This window comes from Pseudomonas sp. CFBP13508 (assembly GCF_005233515.1).
Classification (GTDB): domain Bacteria; phylum Pseudomonadota; class Gammaproteobacteria; order Pseudomonadales; family Pseudomonadaceae; genus Aquipseudomonas; species Aquipseudomonas mercuritolerans.
The window spans coordinates 62373-80965 of the sequence record NZ_QFZZ01000005.1; the positions used below are offsets into that span (position 1 = coordinate 62373).

The following is an 18593-nucleotide window of genomic DNA, read 5'->3' on the forward strand; positions in this document are numbered from 1 at the left end:
GTTCAGCAGGCAATGAACGTCAGCGGCAGATCACGGATCTGCACCGGTGCGCTCGGTTGGTAATGGTCATCACTGGTCAATTCGTGCAGCAGTTCTTCGCGCAGCTGATGAAAGTCGTAACTGCTGCGCTGGCGCGGGTGCGGCAGGGCGATGTCGACCACTTGCTTGATCCGCCCCGGACGCGGCTCCATCACCACCACGCGGTCGGCCAGAAAAATCGCTTCCTCGACATCGTGGGTCACCAGAATCGTGGTGATCTGTGCCCGCTCGCGGATCGCCAGCAGCTCGTCCTGCATTTGCTGGCGGGTCAGTGCGTCGAGGGCGCCGAAGGGTTCGTCGAGCAACAGGATGCGCGGGCTGGCGACAAGGCCGCGAGCAATCGCCACGCGCTGCGCCATGCCGCCGGAGAGTTGATGCGGATAGGCCTCGGTGAAATCGCTGAGGCCGACCAGCTCGATAAAGTCTTTGATGCGTTGTTGTTTCTGCGCTCCGCTCAGCGGTTCATTTACCAGGCCTAGTCCGATGTTGTCGGCGACCGTCAGCCACGGAAACAGACGATGCTCCTGAAAAACGATGCCGCGCTCGCCGCCGATGCCGCTGACGGCTTTACCATCGACACTGATCTGCCCGCGAAACTCGGTGTCGAGGCCGACCAGCAACCGCAGCAAAGTGGATTTGCCGCAGCCGCTGGAACCAACAATGGCGACGAATTCGCCCTCGGCAATGTCCAGGTTGAATTCGCGAATCGCCTCCAGTTCGAAACCGTTGACGGCGAAGGATTTGCCTACGTGGTTGAAGCTGACAATCGGTGCGTTCATGCGTGTCTCCAGCGGGTCGCGCGAATTTCCAGGCGTTGGCCGATCAGGTTGAGCAGGGCGCCGGTGAGGCCGACCAGCAGCATGCCGGCCATGATCAGATCCATGCGCAACAGCTGCTGCGCGCCGATCATCTGGCTGCCGATGCCGCCATTGGACGGCATGAAATATTCAGCGCCGATGGTGCCGAGCCAGGCGTAGATCAGGCTCAATCGAAGCCCGGCAAAAATCCCCGGCGCAGCGCCGGGCAGGACCAGTCGGCGCAGGCGTTGGCCGAGGCTCAGGCGCAGCACTTGCGCGGCTTCGTTGAGTTGCGGCGAGAGGTTGGCGACGCTGCGCTGGGTGGCGACGAACAGCGGAAAGAAAGCAGCGAGGGCGACAAAGACCCACTTGGCCAGTTCGCCGAGACCGAACCACGCGGTGATTAGTGGCACCCAGGCGAAAATCGCAATCTGCCGCAGTGCGGCGAGTGTCGGGCCGAGCAGGCGTTCGCTGAAACGCGACAGGCCGAGGAGCAAGCCCAGGGCGAAGCCGAGGCCGCCACCGATCAGCAAGCCGCCGAGGGTGCGGCTCAGGCTCAGCGCCATGCCGTTGACCAGCGTGCCGTCGAGCAGTCCGTCCCATGTCGTGCTCAGCACAGCCGCAGGGCTGATCAGAATATTCGCGTCGACCCACTGCTGATCATTGGCCGTTTGCCAAAGCGCCAACAAGCCCAGCGGCAACAGCCACGGTTGCAGGCGCTGCCAGCCCTGATAGCGCGGGCCGCGAGTGATTTGCGCGGTGGCCGGGTGCGGCCAGTGCACCAGTCTGCGGTCGAGCAGGCCGATGCCGCGATCCATCGCCACACCGATCACACCGATGACCACGATGCACACGAACACGATGTCGAGCATGAACAACTGCCGCGCCCAGACCATCAGATAGCCGATGCCTTCGCTGGAGGCCAGCAGCTCGACCGCCAGCAACGAGGTCCAGCCGGCAGCGAGTGCCAGGCGCACGCCGGCCATGAACGCCGGCAGCGCAGCGGGAAGCACCAGGCGCCGAATCAGCAGACGCGGCGGCAGGCGCAACACGGCGGCGGCTTCGCGCAGTTTCGGTTGTGCATCGCGTACGCCAACCAGTGTGTGCAAGGTCACCGGCACCACAATGGCCTTGATCAGCACCACCAGTTTCAGCAGTTCGCCGATGCCAAAAAACACCATGAACAGCGGAATCCACGCCAGCGTCGGCACCTGCGCCAATCCAGCGAATGTCGGAAAAACCAGGCGCTCCAGGCGTCGACTGAAGCCCAGTGCGGCGCCAAGCACCGCGCCGGTCGAAACGCCTGCCAACAAGCCCCAGAACAACCGTTGCAGGCTGATCCACAAATGACTCCACAACTCGCCTTGGGCCAGTTCCACAGCGCTGCTCCACACCAGCGATGGCGCCGGCAGGATCTGCTCGCTCATCCACTGATTGCGCGCGGCCAACCACCACAGGACGAACAGGCTGACGGGCAACAGCCAGGGCAACAGACGCTGGTTCAGGCCAGGCCAGGTGCGACGGCTTTTCAGCGGCGGCGCGGCCAGCGGCAGGCTGAGCAGGGATTGACGGGCCATGGGTGACCTCCGTTGTCGGGTTGCATGGCGAACCGCTTTTCATGTGGGAGCGAGCCTGCTCGCGAAATGGCTGTTTAAGGCAGCATTGATGGCGGCTGGCATGGCCTCTTCGCGAGCAGGCTCGCTCCCACATTGGGTTTCGTCATATATGAAACTGATCTAACAGAGTTGCGTTAGATGCTATCGGGAGATAAGCGAATCCATTTAAGGCTTGCCTGCTTACGCGCATCCAATGCATTCGAAGAATATTTTCGATGCTGTTAATGCATATCGCGCTGCAAACCGCACACGCCCTCGCTTAGGTCATATGGATATAAAAATGTGCATTTATAGTATTTAAGTGAAGGTATGCATCCAGCCTACTTTCGGCTCCTCAGCGATCAAGGAGCCGCACCCATGAACCTTCCCTTCAAACGAATCATCAGCCTGCTGGCCGCCCCGGCACTTGCAGGCTTTCTTGCGCTTGGCGCCCAAGCCGAAGAACTCAAGGAAATCCGCATCGCCGTGCCCGACCTCAGCGCCGGCACTCAACACAGCGGCGGCGGCATCGTCGATGTGCTGCGCGATCAGCAGATCTTTGAAAAGGCCTTCGCCGAGCAGGGCATCAAGATCCAGTGGAGTTTCTTCAAGGGCGCCGGGCCGGTGATCAATGAGGCGTTTGCCAATGGCCAGGTCGATCTGGCCTATCTCGGCGATCTGGCCGCGATCATCGGCAAATCCAATGGTCTGGACACGCGCCTGCTCAGCGCCACGGCGCGTGGGGTCAAGCAATACCTCGGCGTGGTGCCCGGCTCGGGGATCAAGACGCTGCAGGATCTCAAGGGCAAACGCGTGGCGATCTTTCGCGGGACGGCGACGCAGCTGTCGTTCGATGCGGCGCTCGCCAGTCAGGGCCTGAGCGAGAAGGATCTGAAGGTGATCAATCTGGATTTCAACGCGGCGGTTTCGGCACTCGCGGCCAGGCAGATCGATGCCTCGTGGGGCAGCTCCGCGCTGAGTGCCTTGCAAGCCAAAGGCCTGGCGGAATTGCCGCTCAACACCAAGGACCTTGGCGGCGCTGGCAGCGTGCAGGCGGTGTTGCTGGGTAATGGCAAGTTTGTCGACGCCCATCCAGAGGTCATTGCGAAACTGCTCAAGGCGCAGCAGCAAGCGGTCGAGTGGCTGACTCAGGACAGCAACAAGGACGCCTATGTGCAGCTGGTATCAGGGCTGGCCAGTTATCCGCCGGTGATTCTTGCTCAGGATCTGAAGGATCAGAATCTCAGCGAGATTTTCCCGTCGACACTGGATCCGGTGTTCTTGAGCGGCCTGCAGGACAAGGTCGACTTGGCGGCGCAGCAGAAGCTGATTCGCAAGCCGTTCAAGGTCAGTGATTGGGTGGCGCCTGAGCTTTCAGCGGCCAAGCTCTAGAAGCAAAAGATCGCAGCCTTCGGCAGCTCCTACAGGAAAACGCATTCCCCTGTAGGAGCTGCCGAAGGCTGCGATCTTTCAGACAGCGACGCTGACGTCCTGCCTATCCACCGCGACCAACGTCTCGATCATTGCCCTCGCTGCTGGTGATAGTCGAAACCCGGTGCGGCTGACGATGCCGCAGCGGGCGTTCATGCTTTCGAGGTTCTGCGGCAGGTTGCGCCAATGCAGCAGCACCAGCGAACCCTTGGCGACATCCTCAATAAACGCCTCCTCCGTGCCGACGCCGATCGCGTTGGATTGCAGTACCACTTTGACCAGTGCCGGAAAGTGCTCGGTCTCAATGGTCGGCGAGAAATCAATGCGCCCGCTGAGATTCGCCAGCAACTTGCGAATGCCCGGCGGGATCAGCGTGGCGGCCAGCGGGTAGTCGAACATGTCGTTGGTCGACAGGCTTTCCTTGGCCAGCAACGGATGCCCCGGCCGGCAGAAAAACACGCCGCGCTTGGGCGTCAGCGGTTGCGTCTGGAAATTCGGGTCGGACTCGAAATGGCGGATATCGGCGATGAAGAATTCGATCTCTTCGCGGCTCAGCGCGCGGCTGAGTTTTTCCCAGTTATCCACCTGAAAACAGGTGCGCACTTTCGGATGCGCATTGATGAACTGCGCGACCGCATCCGGCACCAGTTTCACCGCTGGCGCCGGCCCGCAACCAAAATGCACTTCGCCGGCGTCGAGCTTGGTCATTTGCGTCACTTCAGCGCTGAGCAACGCTGCGCCCTGCACCAGGCTCAAGGCATGTTGCAGCACCACCTGGCCCTCGGGCGTCGGACGCAGATCCTTGTTGCCGCGATCGACCAGCACGCAACCGAACTCCTGCTCCAGCCCCTGAATGCTGCGGCTGAACGCCGGCTGAGTGATGCCCATGGCGTCGGCCGCGCGGACAAAACTGCGGTGTTCGTTGAGAGCGATAAAGTAGCGCAACTGGCGAAGATCCATATGCTTTTCCGGCATCCTAAAAATAGCTCGAAGGCATTTGCGAGGAGGGTTGCTTGAGGTTTTAAATGCAAGCTCTTATTCCGTCAACGAAGCATGCGAATATCTATTAGACGTAAATGGAATATAGATAGAGCGTTGTTTCGCTGCCGCCAAAACCGCAAACCGTCGATGAGGGTCTTCCCATGAGCAATGCCGCACTCGCCGTAAAACCCGTTTCTCACGCGCTGGAAATTCACCCGGTAGCCGGTCGTATCGGCGCCGAAATCCGCGGCGTGCATCTGTCCGGAGAGCTGGACGCCGCCACTGTCGAAGCCATCCAGCAAGCCTTGGTCGAATACAAAGTGCTGTTCTTCCGCGAGCAGACGCAACTCGACGATCAGCGTCAGGAAGCCTTCGCCCATCTGCTTGGCGAACCGGTGGCGCACCCGACCGTGCCGGTGCGTGAAGGCACTCGCTACCTTCTGGAGCTGGACGGCGCCGAGGGCCAGCGCGCCAATTCCTGGCACACCGACGTGACCTTCGTTGATGCCTATCCGAAAGCCTCGATCCTGCGCTCTGTGGTTGCGCCGGCATTCGGCGGCGATACGCTGTGGGCCAACACCGCGACCGCTTACAGCGGTTTGCCGAGCGAGCTGCGTGAGCTGGCCGACAAACTGACCGCCGTGCACAGCAACGAATACGACTACGCCGGGGCGAAGCCGGACGTATCGGCAGAGAAGCTGGAGCGCTACCGCAAAGTCTTCACCTCGACCGTTTACGAAACCGAGCATCCGGTGGTGCGCGTGCATCCGATCAGCGGCGAGAAGAGCTTGCTGCTGGGGCATTTCGTCAAACGCATCAAAGGTTATTCACAGGCGGATTCGGCGCACCTGTTCGGCTTGCTGCAGAGCCATGTGATCCGCCAGGAAAACACCGTGCGCTGGCGCTGGCAGGCTGGAGATGTGGCGATCTGGGATAACCGCTCGACGCAGCATTACGCCATTGATGATTACGGCACCCAGGATCGCGTGGTGCGCCGGGTAACGCTCAAGGGCGAGGTGCCGGTGGGGGTGAATGGGCAGCGCAGCCAGACCATCAAGGGTGCGGATATCGTCGGCGTCTGATCGGACCTCTTCGCGAGCAGGCTCGCTCCCACAATGGATTTGTGCCGAACGCTAGGATGTGATCGACGCCAATCCCTGTGGGAGCGAGCCTGCTCGCGAAGGGCTTTCACCACACTCCGATCTGAACAACCTTCTCGGTTTCCGGCTCACCATAACGAAACCGCTGTCCGCGCAAATCGATCTCCTGATGGCTGATCGTCGTGCGCCGCTTTAGTCCGCGCACCCACTCAAACAGATATCCGGCATGCTCCTCGCGCACCGCCGCGTATGCCGGGTCTTCACCCAGATCACGCAGCTCCTGTGGATCATTCAGCAGATCGAACAGCTGCGGTCGGAAGCCATCGTACGCCAGGTATTTCCAGCGCTCGCTGCGCACCATGGTCATGCGGCAACGGTCGATCGGCTGGCCGAGGCGTTCCCGCGCCGGTGCCTGAAAGGCGTAGTCGTACTCGCTGATTGCATAACGGCGCCAATCGGGATTTTCCCCGTGTAGCAACGGGATCAGTGAACGCCCTTCAAGCCGATGCTCTGCTGCCGGCAATCCCAGCGCTTGAAGAAAAGTCGGCAGCGCATCGATGGTTTCTGTCAAGCGCTCATCGACAGTGCCACGAGTGACATCCGCCGCCGCCCGGGGGTCGCGCACGATCAATGGCACGCCCACCGCCTGCTCCAGTAAAAACTCCTTCTCGCCGAGCCAATGATCGCCGAGGAAATCGCCGTGATCGCTGGTGAACACGATCAACGTGTCATCCCAACGCCCGTTGCTCTGCAGAAAATCGAACAGCCGCCCCAACTGATCATCCACTTGCTTGATCAGGCCCATGTAGGTGGGGATTACATTCAATCGTACTGAATCGCGGGAGAAGTTGCGGCTTTCCTCATGTTGGCGAAAGGCAGTGTATACGGGGTGTTTGCTGGCTTCGGAGAGCGTCGCGCGGATCGGTTGCAGAATCGATTTCGTACTGTACAAGGCGTGGTATGGAGTAGGTACGATATAGGGCCAGTGCGGTTTGATGTACGAGAGGTGTAAACACCAGGATTTCTCGCCTTGCTCGGTGATGAAGTCGATGGCCCGATTTGTAGTGTAGACAGTCTCTGAGTGTTGCTCGGGAATTCGTGCTGGCAAATTCGCATGACGCATTTTCCAGCCGCTGAGGATTTCACCGTTCTCGCCTTCGGCGGCATTCGCCCAGTCGTGCCAGGGATTCTTGCCATCGAAGCCCTGCGCGCGAAGGTATTGGGTATAGGGCGCGGATTCGCGCTTGTCGTCGAATGACGGATCGTCGGGGTAGATACCGTCGTGGCGCAGGTAGGGTTCGAAGCCGACCTCATTGAGCAACTCGGCTTGCGCGCTTTCCGGGTTGATCGCCAGGCGCTGCAAGGCGTCGACATTGGCCGTCGCATGGGTCTTGCCGACCAGCGCGGTGCGGATGCCGTGAGGTCGCAGGTAATCGCCGATCGTCAATTCATCCAGCGGCAACGGCACCGCGTTCCAGGCCACTTGATGGCTGCTGACATAGCGCCCGGTGTAGGCCGACATCCGCGACGGGCCGCAGATCGTGCCTTGGGTGTAGGCGCGGCTGAAACGCACCCCTTGAGCTGCGAGGCGATCGATATTCGGTGTATGCAGATGCGGGTGGCCGTAGCAGGACAGGTAATCGCGGCGCAGTTGATCGCACATGATGTACAGCACGTTGCGCACGGGGTTGGATGGGGTGGGCATGGAGTTCACCGGTCAGTGGGACAGGTGAGGGTTTTCGCTGTCGGTGGGGGTTTTCGGCAAGTGCATTTGGGGAATGGTTTTTATGCAGCGATTGCATCAGCCTCTTCGCGAGCAGGCTCGCTCCCACATTTGAAATGCGTATTCCTGTGGGAGCGAGCCTGCTCGCGAAGGGGCCAGCTCAGACCGCGAAATTCTCCAGCGAACACACCTTCTCATCCTCCGCATCAACCACTTTGATCTGCTCTATCATCGCTTCGGCCAGCGGCGACAGCCGATACCCCGCACGGCTGACAATGCCGTAGCGGGTGTACAGCTCCTCCAAATCATCGGCCAGGCCTTCGATCTTCAAACAGACCAGCTCACCCTTGGCCAGATGCAGCGCATCGGAATACGCGCCGACAATTCCGATCGCCTCCGAGCGCAGCACCACGCTCAGCAGCGTCGAACCGTTTTCGCATTCCACATTCGGGGTGAAATCCGGACGACCGCTGAGGTCGACGATGACTTTGCGCAGGTTCGGCGGGCGGATGCTGACCGCCAGTGGATAACTCAGCAATTGCTCGGCAGTGATGCGTTCAAACGCCGTCAGTGGATGCCCGGCTCGGCAGCAGAAATGCCATTTGCGCGCTCGCAGGCGGTGGGTCTGGTAATCCGGGTCGGCCTCGAATTGTCGGGTATCGGCGACGAAGAATTCGAACTCTTCGCTGAGCAGGCGTTTGCTCAGGCTCTGCCAGTCATCGACTTGAAACTGCACCCGCGCTTTCGGGTAGCGGCCGATGAACGCGCCGATCGCGCGCGGGATCAATCCAGCGGCTGGCGCCGGCCCGCAACCAAAGCGCAATTCCCCGGCCTCGAGGCCATTGAACTGGCTGATCTCATTGGCCATCTGCTGCGCACCGCTGATCAGTCGCCGTGCGTGTTCGAGCAGCACATGGCCCTGTTTGGTAGGCGGCAACTCCTTGCGCCCACGGTCAACCAACTGGCAGCCGACGCTGTGTTCCAGTGCTTGGATGCTGCGGCTGAATGCCGACTGCGACAGGTTCACCGCCTGAGCGCCAGCGACGAAGCTGCGTTGCTCAACCAGAGCAATGAAGTGACGCAATTGGCGCAAGTCGATATGCATTTTTCACATAAAAAATATCCGGGAAATGCATTGGATATGCATTAGGTGCACTCCTTATAAAGGCAATCTCTTATGCAGTAAATATTTGTAAATCCATAAATAAATAACTGAAAAGAATATGCAGCACTGAAGATGTCTGTGTGTTTTTTGACCAGGAGCCGCGCCATGAGTCCGTTGAATCTCGCGTTACCCCCATCTCCCCGACGGCTCAAACGCCTGCCTTTGGCGCTGTTGCTGGCAGGCAGCGCCAGCTGGACTCATGGCTATGCCGCCGAAGCCGAAACCCCGCCGCCGGTTCCGGCAGGCACAGCGGCGGCCAACGGTTCGCAGCTGGAAACCGTGACCGTCACAACCCGCCGCCGCGAAGAAAGTTCGCAAGACGTGCCGACGCCAATGAGCGTGGTCAGTGGGCAGAATCTGGAGACGCAACGGGTTTACCGGATTCAGGACTTGCAGCAACTGGTGCCCAGCGTCAACGTCGCTTACATGCATGCGCGGCAGTCCAGCGTGTCGATCCGTGGCCTTGGTAACAACCCGGCCAGTGATGGCCTGGAAGGCAGCGTTGGCCTGTACATCGACAACGTTTATCTGGGCCGTCCGGGGATGGCGGTGTTCGATCTGATGGACATCGAACAGCTGGAAGTTCTGCGTGGGCCGCAGGGCACGCTGTTCGGCAAGAACACCACCGCCGGAGTGATCAACATCAGCACCCGCGCGCCAACCTTCACGCCTGAACGCAGCATCGAAACCTCGGTCGGCGAGGACGGTTATTTCCAGACCAAGGGCACGATTTCCGGGCCGCTCAACGATCAACTGGCCGGGCGTTTCTCGGCGTATCGCACCCGCAGCGACGGTGACATCAAGAACGAATACGACGGCCACGACCTCAACGGCGGCTCCCGCGAGGGCTTTCGCGCGCAACTGTTGTTCAAGCCCAATGAAGATTTCAATCTGCGCTGGATCGGCGATTACAACGAAGAAGATTCCAGCGCCGGCACCCGCGTGTTGTACAACACCGGGCCGACCATCAACGGCGTCAACCTGTATGAATCGCGGGCCAGTGCGGCCGGGGCGACGCTGGTCAACGGCCGGCATCGCAAGGTCAATCTCGACAACGACCAGCACGTCACCGTGCATCAGGGCGGCACGTCGGTGGAAGCCAACTGGACGTTGCCGAGCGACTTCACCCTGACGTCGGTCAGTTCGTACCGCTTCTGGAATTTCACCCCGCGCAATGACGATGGCCTCAACGTGCCGGCCAGCTACAACGCCGGCGTGTCGGTGGAAGACAAACAGTATTCACAGGAATTTCGCCTTGCCTCGCCCAAGGGCGAGTTCTTCGATTACGTGGTCGGTGCCTACTATTTCGGCTCGGATCTGGACAACAAATCCTTCTCCTATGTCGGCCCGCAGGCCGACATCTGGAATGGCACACCGGCCGGCGCCCTGGCCAACGTTACCAGCGTCGGCAACGGCCATATCAAGACCGACAGTTTCGCCCTGTTTGCCCAAGGCACCTGGCACCTGAGCGAGCGCCTGGATTTCACCGCCGGGGTGCGTGGCACCTACGAAGAGAAAAACGCTTCGGTCAGCCGCAACGCGCCGCTCGGCGGTGTGGCGGTGGCGGGCGCGGCAGCCAATGCGCGCCGCGGGCGTGCCGGCGCCTACGATTCCGGTGACTTGAATCAGTACAGCTCCAGCCCCTCGGGACTGCTCAACCTGAGCTATCGCATCACCGACGACGTGCTTGGTTATGCCACCCTGTCCCACGGCGAAAAATCCGGCGGGGTCAACCTCGCGGTCGGTTCTGCGCCCACCGCGGGTGCCGACTCGCTATTGATCGGCACCGAGCGCGCCAACAACGCCGAACTTGGTTTCAAAAGCACCCTGTGGGACCGCCGCCTGCAACTCAACGCCAACGTGTTCTGGACCCAGGTCAACGCCTACCAGACCAATGCCTACGACGCCGCCAACCGCGTGCAATACCTGACCAACGCCGGCTCGGTACGCTCACGCGGCATCGAGTTCGAAAGCACCGTGGTGCCGCTGCGTGGCCTGACCCTGAACTTCAACGGTTCGTACAACGACGTCAGCTACCTCTCTTACAAAGATGCACCGTGCCCGCCGGAAGTCAGCCAGGCCCCGGGTGCACCGGCGTCCTGCGACCTCAGCGGTCATCAAGTGGTCGGCGCGTCGAAATGGATCGGCAACGCCAACGGCGAATACAAATGGAATCTGGCTAACGGCTTCGAACCCTACGTCACCGGCAGCTACGCGTTCCGCTCCAAAGCGGTGGGCACGGTCGAGGATTCCGACTACGGGCAGATCCCCAGTTACGCGGTGGTCAACTTTTCTACTGGCCTGCGCGGTGATTTCAATCAGGGCCAGTGGGACGTCTCGCTGTGGCTGAAGAACGCCTTCGACAAAACCTATTACACGACCCTGTGGACGGGCGGCAACGGCGGCTATGAAGGCCTGCTCGGCACCCCGCGCACGTTAGGCGTCACCGGTCGCTACGACTTCTGATTTGCCTTCAAGGAGCTGCACCATGTTGCCCATCAAAAGCGCTTTACCCCTGCTGTTATCCGGCGCAGTCCTGAGCAGCGGTGCTTTCGCCGCGCCCAGTGTGTACCCGACCGGTGTCACCCGCTATGACCCGGACAAGGCGTTCAACCAGTACGTAATCTTTAGTGGCGCCGACAAGCAGACGCACCTGATCGACATGAACGGCAACGAAGTGAAGACCTGGCCGCAGGCAGGTTTCCCGTCCGCCATCATCGACCCGCAACTGGTCGGCGGCAAACGCGGCCATGTGCTGTTGCAGTTGAGTGACAAGGACCCCGGCAAGCTCGGCTCGGCAGGGAATGGCCTGGGCAACCAGAGCGTCGGCGAACTCGACTGGGACGGCAAAGTCGTCTGGCAGTGGGGCGACAAAGCACCTGGTGGCGCGGCGCAACAGCACCATGATCAGCGCCGTTTGAGCAACGGCAACACCGTGGTGCTTGCGAACAAGGTGCACAAGGTCAAAGGCTTCAAAGTGGCCGAGGTGATCGACGATGCGATCTATGAAGTCAGGCCCGACGGTGCGGTGAAATGGCAGTGGCTGGCCTCCGAACATCTCAATGAATTCGGCTTCACTGCCGAGAAGTTGAAACTGGTGCGTGCCAGTGGAAATCCGGACTACCTGCATATCAACAACCTCAGCCTGGTAGGGCCGAACAAGTGGTTCGATGCCGGTGACAAGCGCTTCAATCCGGACAATCTGTTGATCGATTCACGCAACGCCAATTTCATCGCCATCATCGACAAAAGCAGCGGCAAAGTGGTCTGGCGGCTGGGGCCGAACCTGCCGCTGATCAATCCGAAAACCGCGCAGAAACTGCCGCGCCCGGTGGATCAGTTTGTCGGTCAGCATGATGCGCACATCATCCCGGCTGGATTGCCTGGCGCGGGCAATTTGCTGGTGTTCGACAACCAGGGGGCGGCGGGTTATCCGAACGTCACCCTCGGGCTGATTTCCGGTTCGCGGGTATTGGAAATCGATCCGCAGAAAAACCAGATCGTCTGGCAGTACAGTGCGGCAAGTTCCAAGCAGCCTGGGTGGGCGTTCTACAGTTCTTTCATCAGCAGTGCGCGGCGCTTGCCCAATGGCAACACGCTGATTGACGAGGGCATGAACGGACGGTTTTTCCAGGTGACGGCCAACGGTGAAAACGTCTGGGAATACATCAGCCCGTATCTCGGCAAGGCACCGGGCAGCGATGCGATCAGCAACTGGGTGTATCGGGCGCTCCCTGTGAGTTATGACTGGGTGCCAACGGGCACGCCACGCTCCGAGACAGCGGTTATTGCACCCGTTGGCGGCGTGCACCAAACCAACGCCAGCCGTTAGTTGAATTGGAATTAATGCGCGAACGAACGGCGATAAGTTATGAGGCGGATGAATAGTGCTTATTGCAAATTCGTTAGTAAGTCACGTGGACAATAAGTAAATGTCCGACCATTCTGACTGTCGTGAGTTTCCAGGAGGAAACTTGCTCTCATCGGAAGACACTTATCCAACGATAAAGGAAATCTCGTTATGTCGAGCATTAATGGCACTTATGTAAATTCAAACTCGGGCGCCAAGCTGGTGATTACCGATGGTAATGATTCCAACGGCTCGTTCAGCGGAACGTTGAGTCAGGGTGGCGTGAATTACGACATCCGTTATGGAAACTACCATTTCCAGAACAGTACCGGTAACCCGACCACCATTGCAGTACTTGCTCAGAATGGTAATAGCGGTTATCAGACATGGACACTGTTTTCGCCGGATCATAACTACGCAAAATTGCGCGCTGCCGGCTCCCGTACAAACTTCGATGGTGATGTGGTGACTTTGGGCGGGGAATTCGTAAAACAGTAGTCTTGCTTGAAAAATTAAAAGGCCGGCGCACGAAAGTGCTCCGGTTTTTTTGTTATTCAGAAAAAATCATTATCAACTATCTACTTGGTATTAGTCGTCCTGCAAAACCGGGGCAGGCGAATTTGATGCGTTGCATGAATACTTTCGATGCCTGAAAAGCATGCACTTTCTCACCTGTCGCTGCAGCCCGCGTGGCACGTGGCTTTGGCGGAATTGATCAATTTATATATTCCATAAAAGCCTATGGATAACGTTAAAGATTACTTTCGGAGATAAGCGGCAAGCTCAATGATTCACCCATCGATCCACCGTGGGGGATTCAACAAACGGTTGATCGGCAGTTTTTGTAGAGAACGCAAAAAGACCGCAGGGAGTTGAACAATGGGCAATGTCCAGACCGCCGCCAGCGCAGGGGAATTGCTGTGGCGGCACATGCCGAGTGGCGAGCTGGTCGATCTTGGCCGGCCGCATCGGGTGCCGTTGGGGCAGTTGCGTTTGCAACGTGCGCCAAAGAGCATTTTGAGTCGACGCGAAACCCTTTTGCTCGGTGTGCTCGCGTTGGTCGTGCATGGCGCGGTGATTTACTGGGTCAGCCAGAAACCGACGCCAGTGCTGCCGGTGGTACCGCCGGAAATTCCGCCGATGACCATTGAGTTTTCGCGTCCGGCTCCGCCCGCGCGGCCGGTTGTTGCGCCGCCACCACCGGCACCGGTGGTCGAGCCGCCACCGCCAGTGGAGGACGAGTTGGCGGTGAAACCGCCGCCGCCCAAGCCGATCGCCAAACCCAAACCGGTGGTGAAACCGCCGCCCAAACCGGCGCCGAAGGCAGTAGAGCAACCGCCAGCGCCAGCGAAGCCCGCAGCCCCGGTCGCCGCGCCAGCGCCTCCTGCGCCACCGGCACCGGCGCCCGTTACCCCGGCGTCAGCCAACGCTGCGTATCTGAAAAACCCGGCACCGGAATATCCGTCGCTGGCCCAGCGTCGCGGTTGGGAGGGCACGGTGTTGTTACGGGTGCATGTGTTGGCCAGCGGCAAACCGGGCGAGATTCAGATTGCCAAAAGCAGCGGCCGCCAGCAGCTCGACGATGCGGCGCTGAATGCCGTCAAGCGCTGGAGTTTCGTCCCGGCCAAGCAGGGTGATGTCGCCCAGGACGGCTGGGTCAGCGTGCCCATCGATTTCAAGATTCATTAAACCGCAACCAAATTCGCGCGAAATGTTTACACGAGGGAACACATCATGACGTTACTGGCATCTCCACTGGAATCCATCGAAAGCGCTGTGATCTGGCTGCTGGTGGTTTTTTCCGTCGCCACTTGGGGCCTGGCGTTGCTCAAGGCTGTGCAGTTCGGTCGTCTGAAAGCGCAGGATCGGAGCTTTCACAAACGTTTCTGGGCAGCATCGAGTCTGGATGCCGCCGCCGAATTAAGCGAAACCCAGCCCGGCGCCGCAGCGCGAGTGGCGCAGGCTGGCTATGCAGCGATCCAGGTGGGCGAGGCGCCGCAGGCGAATGATCTGAGCCAGGCGATCAACCATCAGGATCGCCTCGAGCGTGCCTTGCGCCAGCAGATCGTCCGCGAACGGCGTTCGCTGGAAACCGGTCTGGCAGTGGTCGCAAGTATTGGCAGCACCTCGCCGTTCATTGGTCTGTTCGGCACGGTGTGGGGAATCATGGAGGCCTTGAAAGGCATCAGCGCCGCCGGTTCGGCGAGCCTGGAAACGGTGGCCGGGCCGATCGGTGCGGCACTCGTCGCGACTGGCGTGGGCATCGCCGTCGCGGTGCCGGCGGTGCTGGTTTACAACTATTTTTTGCGAAGGCTGAAACTGACCGCAGCGGATCTCGATGACTTCGCCCACGACTTCTACAGCCTGGCGCAGAAGAGTGCGTTCCGCGTGCTGATCCACCCGACCGCACACAAGGTTGCAACGTCGGGCAACGCGGCAAAAGTCAAGGAGGCGTCCTGATATGGCCTTCTCCACGCAAGACACGGATGAGGTGCTCAGCGAAATCAACGTGACGCCGCTGGTGGACGTAATGCTGGTGCTGCTGGTGGTGTTCATCGTCACCGCGCCGCTGCTGACCAACGCAATACCGATCAACCTGCCGAAGACCGAAGCGGTGGCGCCGGTCGAGCAAAAAGACCCGCTGGTGGTGAGCATCGACGGCGCCGGCAAACTGTTTATCAACAAGGACGAGATTCAGCCCGACTTGCTCGAATTCAACCTCAAGTCGGCCAAGGCCAAGGACCCGGAAGTGCGCGTGCAATTGCAGGCCGATGACGGGGTGAATTACGGCGAAGTGGCGCGAGCCATGGCTTCGATTGAACGGGCGGGGATTACCAGGTTGTCGGTGATTACCGCGCGGTGACAGGTTTTCGTTTTTCCGGGGCCGTCTCCTTGGCAGGGTGCGGCCCTTTTTTTTGCGTTCGGTTTTTGAAAAAGCCCCTCACCCTAGCCCTCTCCCGGAGGGAGAGGGGACTGACCGGGGTGTCTGGCGGCTATACACCGATATGAGAAATCCAGTCGAACTCAAGATTTGAAGAACCTGAAGATCGGCTCCCTTTCCCCCCTCGCCCCCTCGGGGGAGAGGGTTGGGGTGAGGGGGAGGAATCTTATGCCCTACACAAATCACATATTCGATACAGGTCTTAATAAATAGCTTCTTATTCCTTAACGGATATAAATCCGCTCCCTATACTCGACACGGAACAGACACGCCGCAGGAGAGCTTCCCATGCGCAACGAATCAATCCGTTACCTGATTGTGCCGGGCTGGCAAGGATCGCCAGAAGATCATTGGCAAAGCCATTGGCAGAACAGCCTGCCAAACAGCGCGCGGGTGGAACAGGCCGATTGGCTGACGCCGCGCCGTGAGGACTGGGTCGCCGCGCTGGCCGAAGCGATCGCTGCCGACAGCACGCCAGTGATTCTCATCGCCCACAGCCTCGGCTGCATTACCGTTGCCCATTGGGCGGCGACTGCGCCCCTGCAATACCTGCGTCAGGTGCGCGGGGCATTGCTGGTTGCGCCGGCCGATGTCGAGCGCCCCGCGTGCGCGCCGGCGCTGCGCAACTTCGCACCGATTCCGACCGATCTGTTGCCATTCCCCAGTCAGGTCGTCAGCTCCGACAACGACGCCGCCGTCAGCGCGCCGCGCGCATTGGAACTGGCGCGCAACTGGGGCGCGGAGGCGGGGATTCTTGCCGGGGCCGGGCACATCAACGTCAAGTCCGGGCACCAGCGTTGGGAGCAGGGTTTCGCCTATCTCTATCGCCTGCAGAACCGCCTGGAACACCACGCCCGCCGTCGCGCCTGACCTTAATTATTCAACGCCCCCGTCGGCTGGCGGTTTTGGGCGGGAGCCTGCCATGAGTCTCGAAACCTTCGGTCAGCCCTTGCTGACCTTTCCCGATGCGGAAAAAAGCCCTCTGAGCATTCGCGCCAAGGCGCTGGTGTTTGTCGACCCGCGCTCGCGGCAATTGCGCGAGGAGTTGGAGCAGTTGGCTCCACGTTCGATTTCAGTGTTGATTCGCGGTGAGACTGGCACCGGTAAAGAGCTGCTCGCTCGGCATATTCACCGCGCCAGCGACCGTAGTGGTCTGTTCGTTTCGGTGAACTGCGGCGCGATCAGCCCGACTTACGCCGACGCCGAACTGTTCGGCTACGCCGCCGGCAGCTACAGCGGCGCGGCCAGCAGTCGCGCCGGCTGGTTCGGTTCGGCCAACGGCGGCACCTTGTACCTGGATGAGATCGGCGATTTGCCGCTGCCGATCCAGATCAAGTTGCTCGCGGCATTGGAAAACCACGAAGTCACCCGCGTCGGTGCGCATCAGCCGAGCCCCGTGGATGTGCGCCTGGTGGCGGCGACCAGCATCGATCTGGCCCAGGCCGTGGATGCCGGGAAATTCCACGAGCGGCTCTATCACTACCTCAGCGAGGGGCATCTGGAGCTGCCGGCGTTGCGCGCGCGCACCGGCGACATTCTCTCGCTGGCCGAGTATTTCCTTGGCATCTACAGCCAGCGTCTTGATCTGCCCGTGCCGCTGATCAGCGAAGCCGCTCAGCATGTACTCGAACAACACAGCTGGCCGGGCAACACTCGCGAACTGGAAAACGTCATCCACTTTGCCCTGCTGGTCAGCACCGGCGACGAGATCCTGCCGGAACATCTGAACCTGCCTGACGCGTCTGCGCCGCAGGTTCAGATCGAACGTCTGGTCAGGCAGACCCATATAGGTGGTAGCAGTGCAGAGCGTAAGACCTTGAAAGATTGGCTGATTCGCTTGAGCGAGGCGTTGTGAGCATTTTCTTGAACATGAACAAAATGGAATATGAAGCTGAATAAACGTTATTGTCCGGGAATAAAAAATCCGGGTATTGTCCGCCTCACGCCAGCGATATCACTTCACTGGCACACGTATTATGCCGTCGTCGATGACGACCGTGATTTTCGATAAGGACACTGCATGAAAAAGGTTCTGTTGTTTACCGCATTGGCGGCTGCACTGACGGCTTCTTTCGCCAACGCTGGCGAGAAACTGGTGGTTGCCGCAACGCCGGTGCCCCACGCTGAAATTCTTGAACTGATCAAGCCGACCCTGGCCAAAGAAGGCGTGGATCTGGAAATCAAGGTCTTCACCGACTACGTGCAACCGAACGTACAGGTTGGCGAGAAGCGTCTCGACGCCAACTACTTCCAGACCCTGCCGTACCTGAACAGCTTCAACCAGGGTAAATACAAGGAAGACAAGTCCAAGTACCTGGTGACCGTGCAGGGCGTTCACGTTGAACCGTTCGGTGGTTACTCGAGCAAGTACAAGACCCTGGCTGAACTGCCGGACGGCGCAACCATCGCCATCCCCAACGAAGGCAGCAACAGCGGCCGCGCCCTGATCCTGCTGCAGAAGGCCGGTCTGATCGAGCTGAAAGATCCGAAAAACGCTCTGGCAACGCCAAAAGACATCGCCAAGAACCCGCACAACTTCAAGTTCAAGGAACTGGAATCGGCCCTGCTGCCGCGCGTGCTGAAGGAAGTTGATCTGGACATGATCAACACCAACTACGCCCTGGAAGCCAAACTCAACCCGCAGAAAGATGCGCTGGTGATCGAAGGCGCTGACTCGCCGTACGTGAACTTCCTGGTGGCCCGTGAGGACAACAAGAACAGCGACGCGATCCAGAAACTGGCCAAGGCGCTGACCAGCCCGGAAGTCAAAGCGTTCATCGAGAAGAAGTACAGCGGCGCGGTGTTGCCGGCGTTCTGATCTGACTTGAGTGAATCTGCTTCAGATGCAAAAACGCCGATGGCCTTGATGGTCATCGGCGTTTTTGTGTGTGCGTTAAAAAGCCCCTCACCCTAACCCTCTCCCAGAGGGAGAGGGAACCGATACGGGGATATTCGAGAGATACGCCGACCT

Annotated in this window: 16 protein-coding genes; 11 read left to right on the plus strand and 5 right to left on the minus strand. The window is 59.7% G+C overall.

The window, feature by feature from the left end; all coding sequences use genetic code 11:
- Positions 1 to 2: 2 nt before the first annotated feature.
- Complete coding sequence (locus PspCFBP13508_RS15485; RefSeq protein ID WP_137215028.1) at positions 3 to 818, minus strand: ABC transporter ATP-binding protein; 816 nt, start codon at positions 816 to 818, stop codon at positions 3 to 5.
- Positions 815 to 2413 carry an ABC transporter permease subunit gene (locus PspCFBP13508_RS15490; RefSeq protein ID WP_137215029.1) on the minus strand — a complete coding sequence of 533 codons (1599 nt, stop codon included), beginning with the start codon at positions 2411 to 2413 and terminating at the stop codon, positions 815 to 817. The genes PspCFBP13508_RS15485 and PspCFBP13508_RS15490 overlap by 4 nt, the downstream gene beginning before the upstream one ends.
- A gap of 396 nt (positions 2414 to 2809) precedes the next feature.
- On the opposite strand from PspCFBP13508_RS15490, the gene PspCFBP13508_RS15495 reads away from it, so the two are divergent.
- Positions 2810 to 3823 carry an ABC transporter substrate-binding protein gene (locus tag PspCFBP13508_RS15495; protein WP_137215030.1) on the plus strand — a complete coding sequence of 338 codons (1014 nt, stop codon included), beginning with the start codon at positions 2810 to 2812 and terminating at the stop codon, positions 3821 to 3823.
- A 78-nt stretch (positions 3824 to 3901) separates the two neighbouring features.
- Here PspCFBP13508_RS15495 and PspCFBP13508_RS15500 read toward each other — a convergent pair whose 3' ends face one another.
- Positions 3902 to 4822, minus strand: a complete 921-nt coding sequence (locus tag PspCFBP13508_RS15500; protein WP_038860809.1) for a LysR family transcriptional regulator — start codon at positions 4820 to 4822, stop codon at positions 3902 to 3904.
- Positions 4823 to 5004: 182 nt separating this feature from the next.
- Between PspCFBP13508_RS15500 and PspCFBP13508_RS15505 the strand changes: the two genes are divergently transcribed.
- A complete protein-coding gene (locus tag PspCFBP13508_RS15505; protein ID WP_137215031.1) occupies positions 5005 to 5925 on the plus strand; it encodes a TauD/TfdA family dioxygenase in 921 nt (306 codons plus the stop codon).
- Between the two features lie 106 nt (positions 5926 to 6031).
- On the opposite strand, the gene PspCFBP13508_RS15510 is transcribed toward PspCFBP13508_RS15505, so the two are convergent.
- Positions 6032 to 7648: an alkaline phosphatase family protein gene (locus PspCFBP13508_RS15510; RefSeq protein WP_137215032.1), complete on the minus strand. Its 1617-nt coding sequence runs from the start codon at positions 7646 to 7648 to the stop codon at positions 6032 to 6034.
- 178 nt (positions 7649 to 7826) lie between these two features.
- A complete protein-coding gene (locus PspCFBP13508_RS15515) occupies positions 7827 to 8771 on the minus strand; it encodes a LysR family transcriptional regulator (protein ID WP_137215033.1) in 945 nt (314 codons plus the stop codon).
- Positions 8772 to 8936: 165 nt separating this feature from the next.
- On the opposite strand from PspCFBP13508_RS15515, the gene PspCFBP13508_RS15520 reads away from it, so the two are divergent.
- The 9 genes from PspCFBP13508_RS15520 (at position 8937) to PspCFBP13508_RS15560 (ending at position 18440) form a co-directional block, all read left to right on the plus strand.
- Complete coding sequence (locus tag PspCFBP13508_RS15520) at positions 8937 to 11297, plus strand: TonB-dependent receptor (RefSeq protein WP_137215034.1); 2361 nt, start codon at positions 8937 to 8939, stop codon at positions 11295 to 11297.
- Between the two features lie 22 nt (positions 11298 to 11319).
- Positions 11320 to 12663 carry an aryl-sulfate sulfotransferase gene (locus PspCFBP13508_RS15525; RefSeq protein ID WP_137215035.1) on the plus strand — a complete coding sequence of 448 codons (1344 nt, stop codon included), beginning with the start codon at positions 11320 to 11322 and terminating at the stop codon, positions 12661 to 12663.
- 189 nt (positions 12664 to 12852) lie between these two features.
- Complete coding sequence (locus tag PspCFBP13508_RS15530) at positions 12853 to 13179, plus strand: hypothetical protein (RefSeq protein WP_122605710.1); 327 nt, start codon at positions 12853 to 12855, stop codon at positions 13177 to 13179.
- A 381-nt stretch (positions 13180 to 13560) separates the two neighbouring features.
- Complete coding sequence (locus tag PspCFBP13508_RS15535) at positions 13561 to 14370, plus strand: energy transducer TonB (protein WP_137215036.1); 810 nt, start codon at positions 13561 to 13563, stop codon at positions 14368 to 14370.
- Between the two features lie 45 nt (positions 14371 to 14415).
- Entirely contained in the window at positions 14416 to 15141 is a 726-nt protein-coding gene (locus PspCFBP13508_RS15540) for a MotA/TolQ/ExbB proton channel family protein (RefSeq protein WP_137215037.1), read from the plus strand.
- Between the two features lies 1 nt (position 15142).
- Positions 15143 to 15544 carry a biopolymer transporter ExbD gene (locus tag PspCFBP13508_RS15545; protein ID WP_008045412.1) on the plus strand — a complete coding sequence of 134 codons (402 nt, stop codon included), beginning with the start codon at positions 15143 to 15145 and terminating at the stop codon, positions 15542 to 15544.
- Positions 15545 to 15910: 366 nt separating this feature from the next.
- Positions 15911 to 16492: an alpha/beta hydrolase gene (locus PspCFBP13508_RS15550; RefSeq protein ID WP_007918704.1), complete on the plus strand. Its 582-nt coding sequence runs from the start codon at positions 15911 to 15913 to the stop codon at positions 16490 to 16492.
- A gap of 52 nt (positions 16493 to 16544) precedes the next feature.
- The gene (locus PspCFBP13508_RS15555) at positions 16545 to 17477 is read left to right on the plus strand and encodes a sigma 54-interacting transcriptional regulator (protein ID WP_137215038.1); all 933 of its coding nucleotides are present in this window, start codon (positions 16545 to 16547) and stop codon (positions 17475 to 17477) included.
- A 165-nt stretch (positions 17478 to 17642) separates the two neighbouring features.
- Positions 17643 to 18440 (plus strand): MetQ/NlpA family ABC transporter substrate-binding protein, encoded by a 798-nt coding sequence (locus PspCFBP13508_RS15560; protein ID WP_137215039.1) that lies wholly within the window; start codon positions 17643 to 17645, stop codon positions 18438 to 18440.
- The last annotated feature ends 153 nt before the right edge of the window (positions 18441 to 18593 follow it).

What these genes read in the sequence shown, in the direction of transcription:
- PspCFBP13508_RS15485 (WP_137215028.1), bottom strand. Translation starts at nt 818, where the DNA reads ATGAACGCACCGATTGTCAGCTTCAACCACGTAGGCAAATCCTTCGCC.
- PspCFBP13508_RS15490 (WP_137215029.1), bottom strand. Translation starts at nt 2,413, where the DNA reads ATGGCCCGTCAATCCCTGCTCAGCCTGCCGCTGGCCGCGCCGCCGCTG.
- PspCFBP13508_RS15495 (WP_137215030.1), top strand. Translation starts at nt 2,810, where the DNA reads ATGAACCTTCCCTTCAAACGAATCATCAGCCTGCTGGCCGCCCCGGCA.
- PspCFBP13508_RS15500 (WP_038860809.1), bottom strand. Translation starts at nt 4,822, where the DNA reads ATGGATCTTCGCCAGTTGCGCTACTTTATCGCTCTCAACGAACACCGC.
- PspCFBP13508_RS15505 (WP_137215031.1), top strand. Translation starts at nt 5,005, where the DNA reads ATGAGCAATGCCGCACTCGCCGTAAAACCCGTTTCTCACGCGCTGGAA.
- PspCFBP13508_RS15510 (WP_137215032.1), bottom strand. Translation starts at nt 7,648, where the DNA reads ATGCCCACCCCATCCAACCCCGTGCGCAACGTGCTGTACATCATGTGC.
- PspCFBP13508_RS15515 (WP_137215033.1), bottom strand. Translation starts at nt 8,771, where the DNA reads ATGCATATCGACTTGCGCCAATTGCGTCACTTCATTGCTCTGGTTGAG.
- PspCFBP13508_RS15520 (WP_137215034.1), top strand. Translation starts at nt 8,937, where the DNA reads ATGAGTCCGTTGAATCTCGCGTTACCCCCATCTCCCCGACGGCTCAAA.
- PspCFBP13508_RS15525 (WP_137215035.1), top strand. Translation starts at nt 11,320, where the DNA reads ATGTTGCCCATCAAAAGCGCTTTACCCCTGCTGTTATCCGGCGCAGTC.
- PspCFBP13508_RS15530 (WP_122605710.1), top strand. Translation starts at nt 12,853, where the DNA reads ATGTCGAGCATTAATGGCACTTATGTAAATTCAAACTCGGGCGCCAAG.
- PspCFBP13508_RS15535 (WP_137215036.1), top strand. Translation starts at nt 13,561, where the DNA reads ATGGGCAATGTCCAGACCGCCGCCAGCGCAGGGGAATTGCTGTGGCGG.
- PspCFBP13508_RS15540 (WP_137215037.1), top strand. Translation starts at nt 14,416, where the DNA reads ATGACGTTACTGGCATCTCCACTGGAATCCATCGAAAGCGCTGTGATC.
- PspCFBP13508_RS15545 (WP_008045412.1), top strand. Translation starts at nt 15,143, where the DNA reads ATGGCCTTCTCCACGCAAGACACGGATGAGGTGCTCAGCGAAATCAAC.
- PspCFBP13508_RS15550 (WP_007918704.1), top strand. Translation starts at nt 15,911, where the DNA reads ATGCGCAACGAATCAATCCGTTACCTGATTGTGCCGGGCTGGCAAGGA.
- PspCFBP13508_RS15555 (WP_137215038.1), top strand. Translation starts at nt 16,545, where the DNA reads ATGAGTCTCGAAACCTTCGGTCAGCCCTTGCTGACCTTTCCCGATGCG.
- PspCFBP13508_RS15560 (WP_137215039.1), top strand. Translation starts at nt 17,643, where the DNA reads ATGAAAAAGGTTCTGTTGTTTACCGCATTGGCGGCTGCACTGACGGCT.